The sequence below is a fragment of the Spirillospora sp. NPDC049652 genome, assembly GCF_040675125.1.
Classification (GTDB): Bacteria; Actinomycetota; Actinomycetes; order Streptosporangiales; family Streptosporangiaceae; genus Spirillospora.
In genome coordinates this window covers 1-7,410 of record NZ_JBFAOF010000310.1, presented here as the reverse complement: position 1 = coordinate 7,410, position 7,410 = coordinate 1, and the positions used below count along the sequence as shown (strand labels likewise).

The window sequence follows — 7,410 nt, the reverse complement described above, 5'->3', positions numbered from 1 at the left end:
CCGCGCGCTCGGCGAGGGCGACTTCTCCACCCGGATCGGCGAGCGCGGCCGGGACGAGCTGACCGACCTCGCCCGCACGTTCAACCGGACGGCCGAGCAGCTGGAGCGGATGGTCGGCGAGCTGCGCGCCAAGGACGCCGCGTCCCGCCGGTTCGTCGCGGACGTCTCGCACGAGCTGCGCACGCCGCTGACCTCGATGGTCGCGCTGACCGAGGTGCTCGCCGAGGACGGCGACGAGGGCGCCCGGCTGATCGCGACCGAGACCCGGCGGCTCGGCGACCTGGTCGGGCACCTCATCGAGATCAGCCGGTTCGACGCGGGCGCGGCCGCGCTCGTCCTGGACGACGTGGTGTTCGCCGACGCCGTCGCCGGGACCCTGGACGCGCGCGGCTGGACCGGCGAGGTCGCGGTCGCCGGCCCCGCGGACCTGGTCGTCCGCCTCGATCCGCGGCGGCTGGACGTGATCGTCGCGAACCTGGTCGGCAACGCGCTGCGGCACGGCCGGCCCCCGGTGACGGTGGAGTTCCGGCGCGAGGCGGGCGGTGTCGAGCTGACGGTGGCGGACGCGGGCCCCGGCGTCCCGGAGGACCTGCTGCCGCTGGTCTTCAACCGGTTCGTCAAGGCCGAGGCCGCCCGGTCCCGCAGCGAGGGCAGCGGGCTCGGCCTGTCGATCGCGCTGGAGAACGCCGGCCTGCACGGGGGCATGCTGGGGGTCGGCAACGGCCCGGACGGAGGCGCGGTGTTCACCCTGTGGCTGCCGTCGGCGGACGAGGAGGACGAGTGAGGAGACCGCCCCGCCGCCTCGCCGGGCGGCGCGCCCCGGCCGTGCTGGTCGCTCTCGCCATGGCGGGGGCCCTGACCGGGTGCGGCGTCCGCGCGACCGACCCGGTCCGGGCGGGCGGCCCGCCCCGGGTGACCGCCCAGCCCAACCAGGTGGCCGTCTACCTGGTGCGCCAGGGCGGGCTGGTGCGGGTGGCCCGGCCCGGCCTGCTGAACGAGCCCTACCTCGGCCTGCAGCAGCTCACCGTCGAGCCGCCCGTCCAGGATCTGAAGCGGGGCTACCGGACGCTCGTTCCTTCCGGTGTCACGCTGACGGCCGACGCCACCGGCCTGGACACGAGCGGCCTGCTGACCGTCCGGGTGAACCGGGCGAACGTGCGCTGGCCGCGGCTGGTGCTCGCCCAGGTCGTCTGCACCGCCAACGCCGCCCCGAACGTCCGGATGGTCCGGCTCGACTATCCGATCTCCGTGGCGGCCCTGCCGGAGGACGGCCCGGCCAAGGCGGCGGCGCGGCTGGCCGTGAAGACGGACGCGCTGTTCAAGCAGATGGCGATCCGCTACACCTGCGACGACTTCGCCGACCTGACGCGGGGCTGACCCAGGGCGGACCCGCCGCCGGCCCGGGTCCGCGGCTCAGCCCTTGTTCAGCCACTGTGTCGCGGTGTCGCCGAGCGCCGACCGGATGGCCAGGATCACCGTGCCGAGGATCAGCAGCGGGACGATCACCATGTGCTCGACCTTGCCGTTCGTCCGGGGGACGACCGGCAGCTCGACCCGCATGGGGATCGGCCACAGCACCGGGCAGCCCCGGGGTGTCAGGCAGTCGCCGATCACGTGCGCGACGCAGCCGATCCCTATCGCCCAGCCGACGAAGCTCATGTCCAGGTCGTGCATCCACCAGACGGCGAAGGCGGCGAGCGCGCAGTCGGCCAGGGCGGACTGCGGCTCCTGGCCCTTGAAGTCCAGGCCGATGCCGCGCAGGCCGAAGCCGACGATGATGAACAGCACCGCCCACCAGGCGTAGTGCTGGTGGGTGGCGAGCCAGTCCACGCCCCAGCCCATCCCGACCGCGAACAGCAGCGAGTGGGTGGCGTTGCGGTGCCCCCCGCTCAGCTTCCCGACCCACTTGCAGAAGTGCTGCGAGATCGGGCCGAGCGTGTTGGCGATGCGCCCGTTGTGGTGGTCGATGTCGGGCAGCAGCGCCGCGCCCGCCGACACGACCGTGCCGGCGGCGAGCTGCTTGGTGTCCAGATGCAGGGCGAACTGCTGCATCAGGTCCGTCCGCTCCAGCAGCGGGACGGCCGCCAGCCACACCAGTGCCCCGCTCAGCGCGTGCGTGTGCCCCATCATGCGCGCATCCCCGCCCGTCCGTCCCGTCTCGCTCGGTACGGCGGGACACTATCCCGCTAATGATCGTTTTCGCGGACGGCGCGCCGAAGGTCGCGACTGTCCGTTCAGGCCAGCATGACCCGAACGGCGTCTTCTGTCACGACCCGGCCTCCCGGGCCGCCATGACCCTCCGGACGTTGGCCTCGGCCCAGTCGGTGACGGCCTGGATCGGCTCGCGCAGCGAGTGCCCGAGCGGGGTCAGCTCGTACTCGACGCGCGGCGGGACCTCGGCGAACACCGTGCGGACGAGAAGGCCGTCATGTTCCATCCCGCGCAGCGTGTGGGTAAGGACCTTGGGGGTGACGCCGCCGATCCGGTCGCGCAGCTGGGTGAAGCGCCGCGGTCCGTCCAGCAGGGACAGCACGATCAGCACCGACCACTTGTCGCCGATGCGGTCGAGCACCGTCCGGGTCGGGCAGCCCGGGTCGAAGGCGTCGCCGGGACGCGGGGAGTCCTCCATGGTTTCCCAAGGGTACCTATGGATCGTTGTAGTAACCAGTATCCGATGGATACCGTGCACTCTCGACGAACGGAGACAGACATGAAGATCCTGCTCATCGGATCCACGGGAATGGTCGGTTCGCGCGTCGCCGCCGAGGCGCGCCGGCGGGGGCACGAGGTCACCGGCGTGACCCGGAGCGGCCGGGACGGCACGGCCAGGGCGGAGGCCCGGGACGCGGACGCCGTCGCCGGACTCGCCCGGGGGCACGACGCGATCGTCCTGGCGGTCGCCCCGCCGCGCGACGGCTCGGAGCCCGTCGAGCCCCTGCTCGCGGACGGACGCGGAGTCCTCGCGGGCGCGCGGGCGGCGGGGGTGAGGCGCTTGGTGATCGTCGGCGGCGCGGGCAGCCTGGAGGTCGCGCCGGGGCAGCGCCTCGTGGACACCCCGGACTTCCCGGACCTCTACAAGAACGAGGCGCTGGCGCAGGGCGCGCTCCTCGACGCCGTCCGCGCCGAGGCCGGCGACCTCGACTGGACGTACATCTCCCCGGCCGCCGAGATCGGGCCGGGCGAGCGCACCGGGACGTTCCGCGTGGGCGGCGACCAGCTGCTCGCCGACGCCGACGGCGTCAGCCGCATCAGCGCCGAGGACTACGCCGTCGCCCTGGTGAACGAGCTGGAGAACCCGCAGGCCGTGGGCCGCCGCATCACGGTCGCCTACTGACGAGCCGAGGCCGGGGCCGAGACCGAGAGCGGGGCCGGGCCGTCGCCGCCACGGGCGTCACCGGATGAAAACGGCGAACTCGGAGAGTTCGCCGGTGATGCCGGGCGGCAGGCCCGCCACGGCCGACAACTCCTCGGCGGAGACGAAACCTCCCGTCTCCGCCCGGACGCGTTCGATCCGCCCGGCCAGCTCCGGCGTGATCCCCGGCAGCATGGTCAGCGCGCTCGCCGGGGCGTGGTTGACGTCCACCAGGCCGCCGTCGTTGTACTGCCGGGGCAGGTCGGGACGGCCGATCCGCAGCTCCCGCGCGAGCCCCGGGTCGCGCGCGGCCAGGTCGCGGGCCTTGGCGCGCAGCAGCCGCTGCTGCCGCACCCGCTCCACCACCATGTCGTTCCCGACGCCCGACAGCCCGTCCGGGTCGAACACCTGGCGCCGCACCAGGAACGCGTGCGCGCACCCCACGATCGCCAGCACGAACATCAGCACACCCGCCGCCCGCTGCGCCCCGCCGCTGGTCGGGATGTCCGGCGCGACCAGCATCAGGCCCGCGAACAGCCCGCTGTACACCGTCGTCGCCCACACCAGGTGCATCTTGCGCCGCCACAGCGCCGCGGCCGCGAAGGTGAACGGGGTCGCGTACCCGAGCGACAGGAACGGCAGCGCCGCCCACGTGACGCTCATCGCCGCTCTGCCCGGCGGCATGCTGTCGGAGGGCACTCGCGGCGGTTCGAACGGTGCGGGAGCGGTCATGAGGGAGCTCTTCCCGGACGCCCGCCGGAGGACGCCTCGGCGGTGGCGTCCTGTGGGGCGTCCTCTGTGGCGTGCTTCCCGGAATCCGGCTAGGGCAGGGTCAGGATCTCATGGCCGCCTTCGGTCACCAGGATGGTGTGCTCGAACTGGGCCGTGCGCCTGCGGTCCTTGGTGAGGACGGTCCATCCGTCCGGCCACATGTCCCACTCGTGCGTGCCGAGGGTCAGCATCGGCTCGACCGTGAACGTCATGCCGGGCTGGATCACGGTCGTCGCGGCCGGGTCGTCGTAGTGCGGGATCACCAGGCCCGAGTGGAACGTGGTGCCGATGCCGTGCCCGGTGAAGTCGCGGACCACGCCGTAGCCGAACCGCTTGGCGTAGGACTCGATGACCCGCCCGATCACGTTGATGGCGCGTCCCGGGCGGGCGGCGCGGATGCCGCGCATCATGGCCTCGTGGGTGCGCTCGACCAGCAGCCGCGACTCCTCGTCCACGTCCCCCACCAGGAACGTCGCGTCGGTGTCGCCGTGCACGCCGTCGATGAACGCCGTGATGTCCACGTTGACGATGTCGCCGTCGCGCAGCTCGGTGTCGTCCGGGATGCCGTGGCAGATGACCTCGTTGATCGAGGTGCACAGCGACTTGGGGTACCCGCGGTAGCCGAGCGTGGACGGGTAGGCCCCGTGGTCGAGCATGTACTCGTGCCCGATCGCGTCCAGCTCGTCGGTGGTGATCCCGGGCCGGACGTGCTTGCCGACCTCCTCCAGCGCCCGCGCGGCGATCTTCCCGGCCACCCGCATCCGCTCGATGACCTCGGGCGTCTTGACGTCGGGCTCGCCCGTCCTCGGGGTCTTCTTCCCCACGTACTCCGGACGTCGGATGTTCGCGGGTACCTTGCGCATGGGCGAGACGCGGCCGGGCCGGAGGAGGTGGGTCGTCATGCTCAGCGAGTGTAGTCAGCGCTGACGGGGGACGACTCCAGGGTCGTGATCGAAAGGAAGGGCGACATGGACGCGAAGAAGGACATCGACAACGCCTGGTGGTTCTGCCTGAAGCACATGCGGGTCGAGCACGGCGCCGGCTGCCCCGACAAGGACCGCATGGGGCCGTACGCCTCCGAGGCGGAGGCGGGGAACGCCCTGGCCGAGGCCAAGGCCCGCAACGAGGCCTGGGACGCCCAGGACGACTGACGCGGGCCCGCCGAGGCCGTCCGCCGAGGCCGCCGGCAGGGCTCCCGGGAGCGCGTTCCGGCGTGTCGGCGCCGGCCGGCGCCCGGTCAGCCGACGACGGGGCCGGTGACGGCGTCCAGCAGGCGGGCCAGGCGGTCGCGCAGGCCGCGCCGCCGCCGGTCGGGCTCCTGCCCGGCGGCGGCGCTCACCAGGTGCTGGGCGCCGTCGAAGGTGACCAGGGGGTCGGCGGCCGGGACGGTCAGGGCCTCGTGCGCGAGCCCCTGGAGCTCGCGGTCGCCGCCGTCCAGGGCGAGGACGGTCGCGCCGACGCGCCGCGCGTCGTCGACCCGCTCCAGGAGCGGGACGGGCGCCTCGTCCTCGGCGACGACGAGCAGCGTCTCGCCGCGCCGGGCGGCCTCGATCCGGTCCAGGCCGACCGCCAGGTGCGCGGGCGCGCCCGGCGGCGGCGACCAGCGGACGAGGGTGGGGGACAGCCCGGGCAGCGCGTTCAGGCTGCTCTCGTCGTCCAGATGGGCGGCCAGGTGCCAGGGCTCGCCGGTGGGCGTCCCCACCAGCAGCAGCCCCCCGGGGGTGCGCGCGCTGCCGCGCAGGGCCCGGCCGAACTCCCCGGTGCGCTCCAGCCAGCCGGTCGCGGCCAGCACCTCGCGCAGCATCATGACGTGCTCGGCGTCCATGGACTCCATCGTGGCCCAGACCCGGCCGGGACGTGCGGTTTTCGGGGCGCCGGGTCGCGCGCGTCCCGGTCCTGGGGGTTTGGCAGACTCGTCGCCATGACTGATCAGCCGAAGAAGAGCCCGCACGACCTGCCCGACGTGTCCGGCCTGAGCATCGGGATCCTCGGCGGCACCGGGGACCAGGGCAAGGGCCTGGCCCGCCGGTTCGCCCTCGCCGGGCACAAGGTCACGATCGGCTCCCGCAGCGCCGAGCGGGCCGAGGCGGCCGCCGCCGACCTCGGCGCGGACCTCGGCATCCGGGGCGCCGCGAACGCCGAGGCCGCCTCCGGGGCGGACGTCGTGATCGTCGCCGTCCCCTACGAGGGCCACAAGGCCCTGCTGGAGTCCCTGCGCGACGCCCTCGCGGGCAAGATCGTGGTGGACTGCGTGAACCCCCTCGGCTTCGACAAGAAGGGCGCGCACGCGCTCGCCGTCGAGGAGGGCAGCGCCGCCCAGCAGGCCGCCGCCGTGCTGCAGAACACCGAGGGCGCCCGGGTCGTCGCCGCCTTCCACCACGTCTCGGCCGTCCTGCTGCTCGACCCCGAGGTGGACGAGACCGAGCTGGACGTCCTGGTGCTCGGCGACGACCGGGAGGCCACCGACATCGTCCAGGCCCTCGCCGGGCGCATCCCCGGCATGCGCGGCGTGTACGGCGGGCGGCTCCGCAACGCCCACCAGGTCGAGGCGTTCACCGCGAACCTGATCTCCATCAACCGCCGGTACAAGGCGCACGCGGGCCTGCGCGTCACCGACGTCTGATCCCCCTCCCGCCCTTTCCGGAGCGCTCCCGCCCACGCGGCTCCAGGCCGGAGGCGCTCACGGAAAGTGACCGTTCGCGCTGCTACGGTTGCGTTCCGTGGAGGTGGGGGAGAGGGCGGTCCGGCCGGTCCGGGTCATGCTGCCGTCGCGGCGGCTCGGGCCGATGCGCGCGGTGCTGCGGCGCGTCGCGCTCGCCGTCGGGCTGCTGCTGCTCGTGGTCGTCCTGGTCTACGCGGGCCGGGACGGCTACCGCGACGGCGCCCGCTCCCGGATGTCGCTGCTCGACTGCCTCTACTACGCCACCGTGACCGTCTCCACGACCGGCTACGGCGACATCGTCCCGGTCAGCGCCGGGGCGCGGCTGGTCAACACCGTCATCATCACGCCGGTCCGGGTGCTGTTCCTGATCGTCCTGGTCGGGACGACGCTGGAGGTGCTCGCCGAGCGCACCCGCGAGGACTGGCGGCGAGCGCGCTGGAGGGCCAGGGTGCGTGACCACTTCGTGGTGGCCGGGTTCGGCACCAAGGGCCGCAGCGCGGTCCGGACGCTGCTGCGCAACGACGTATCGCCGCACGAGATCGTCGTGGTCGACCCGGATCCGGCGGCGGTCGCCGAGGCCACCGCCGCCGGGGTCGTCGGCGTCGTCGGCGACGCCACCCGCCGG

General features: G+C 73.7%; 11 protein-coding genes. 6 read left to right on the top strand and 5 right to left on the bottom strand.

Translation table 11 applies throughout. The annotated features are described in order from the left end of the window. On the top strand, positions 1–784 hold a 784-nt coding region (locus AB0J52_RS20390; protein ID WP_500183174.1), incomplete at its 5' end, for a sensor histidine kinase. After that, positions 781–1,377: a hypothetical protein gene (locus tag AB0J52_RS20385; protein ID WP_500183173.1), complete on the top strand. Its 597-nt coding sequence runs from the start codon at positions 781–783 to the stop codon at positions 1,375–1,377. The genes AB0J52_RS20390 and AB0J52_RS20385, both read left to right, overlap by 4 nt. Positions 1,378–1,413: 36 nt before the next feature. Here AB0J52_RS20385 and AB0J52_RS20380 read toward each other — a convergent pair whose 3' ends face one another. Together AB0J52_RS20380 and AB0J52_RS20375 are read right to left on the bottom strand one after the other, a co-directional pair. Beyond that, positions 1,414–2,130 carry a metal-dependent hydrolase gene (locus AB0J52_RS20380; protein WP_500183172.1) on the bottom strand — a complete coding sequence of 239 codons (717 nt, stop codon included), beginning with the start codon at positions 2,128–2,130 and terminating at the stop codon, positions 1,414–1,416. Positions 2,131–2,266: 136 nt separating this feature from the next. Continuing rightward, complete coding sequence (locus tag AB0J52_RS20375; RefSeq protein WP_500183171.1) at positions 2,267–2,629, bottom strand: winged helix-turn-helix transcriptional regulator; 363 nt, start codon at positions 2,627–2,629, stop codon at positions 2,267–2,269. Between the two features lie 81 nt (positions 2,630–2,710). Between AB0J52_RS20375 and AB0J52_RS20370 the strand changes: the two genes are divergently transcribed. Further along, complete coding sequence (locus AB0J52_RS20370; RefSeq protein ID WP_500183170.1) at positions 2,711–3,334, top strand: NAD(P)-dependent oxidoreductase; 624 nt, start codon at positions 2,711–2,713, stop codon at positions 3,332–3,334. Between the two features lie 57 nt (positions 3,335–3,391). Here the strand turns inward: AB0J52_RS20370 and AB0J52_RS20365 are convergent, their stop codons facing one another. After that, the gene (locus AB0J52_RS20365; protein WP_500183169.1) at positions 3,392–4,015 is read right to left on the bottom strand and encodes a ComEA family DNA-binding protein; all 624 of its coding nucleotides are present in this window, start codon (positions 4,013–4,015) and stop codon (positions 3,392–3,394) included. A gap of 158 nt (positions 4,016–4,173) precedes the next feature. After that, positions 4,174–5,025, bottom strand: coding sequence for a type I methionyl aminopeptidase (map, locus tag AB0J52_RS20360; RefSeq protein ID WP_500183168.1), 852 nt, complete (start codon positions 5,023–5,025; stop codon positions 4,174–4,176). Between the two features lie 66 nt (positions 5,026–5,091). On the opposite strand from map, the gene AB0J52_RS20355 reads away from it, so the two are divergent. Continuing rightward, complete coding sequence (locus AB0J52_RS20355) at positions 5,092–5,274, top strand: hypothetical protein (RefSeq protein ID WP_500183167.1); 183 nt, start codon at positions 5,092–5,094, stop codon at positions 5,272–5,274. A gap of 86 nt (positions 5,275–5,360) precedes the next feature. Here the strand turns inward: AB0J52_RS20355 and AB0J52_RS20350 are convergent, their stop codons facing one another. Continuing rightward, entirely contained in the window at positions 5,361–5,948 is a 588-nt protein-coding gene (locus tag AB0J52_RS20350; RefSeq protein ID WP_500183166.1) for a hypothetical protein, read from the bottom strand. Between the two features lie 96 nt (positions 5,949–6,044). Here AB0J52_RS20350 and npdG point away from each other — a divergent pair, with 96 nt between their 5' ends. Next, positions 6,045–6,746: an NADPH-dependent F420 reductase gene (npdG, locus tag AB0J52_RS20345; protein ID WP_500183165.1), complete on the top strand. Its 702-nt coding sequence runs from the start codon at positions 6,045–6,047 to the stop codon at positions 6,744–6,746. A gap of 97 nt (positions 6,747–6,843) precedes the next feature. Then, on the top strand, positions 6,844–7,410 hold a 567-nt coding region (locus AB0J52_RS20340; RefSeq protein ID WP_500183164.1), incomplete at its 3' end, for an ion channel.

Coding starts and splice junctions, on each gene's coding strand:
- AB0J52_RS20380 (WP_500183172.1), bottom strand. CDS start 2,130: ATGATGGGGCACACGCACGCGCTGAGCGGGGCACTGGTGTGGCTGGCG.
- AB0J52_RS20375 (WP_500183171.1), bottom strand. CDS start 2,629: ATGGAGGACTCCCCGCGTCCCGGCGACGCCTTCGACCCGGGCTGCCCG.
- AB0J52_RS20370 (WP_500183170.1), top strand. CDS start 2,711: ATGAAGATCCTGCTCATCGGATCCACGGGAATGGTCGGTTCGCGCGTC.
- AB0J52_RS20365 (WP_500183169.1), bottom strand. CDS start 4,015: ATGAGCGTCACGTGGGCGGCGCTGCCGTTCCTGTCGCTCGGGTACGCG.
- map (WP_500183168.1), bottom strand. CDS start 5,025: ATGACGACCCACCTCCTCCGGCCCGGCCGCGTCTCGCCCATGCGCAAG.
- AB0J52_RS20355 (WP_500183167.1), top strand. CDS start 5,092: ATGGACGCGAAGAAGGACATCGACAACGCCTGGTGGTTCTGCCTGAAG.
- AB0J52_RS20350 (WP_500183166.1), bottom strand. CDS start 5,948: ATGGACGCCGAGCACGTCATGATGCTGCGCGAGGTGCTGGCCGCGACC.
- npdG (WP_500183165.1), top strand. CDS start 6,045: ATGACTGATCAGCCGAAGAAGAGCCCGCACGACCTGCCCGACGTGTCC.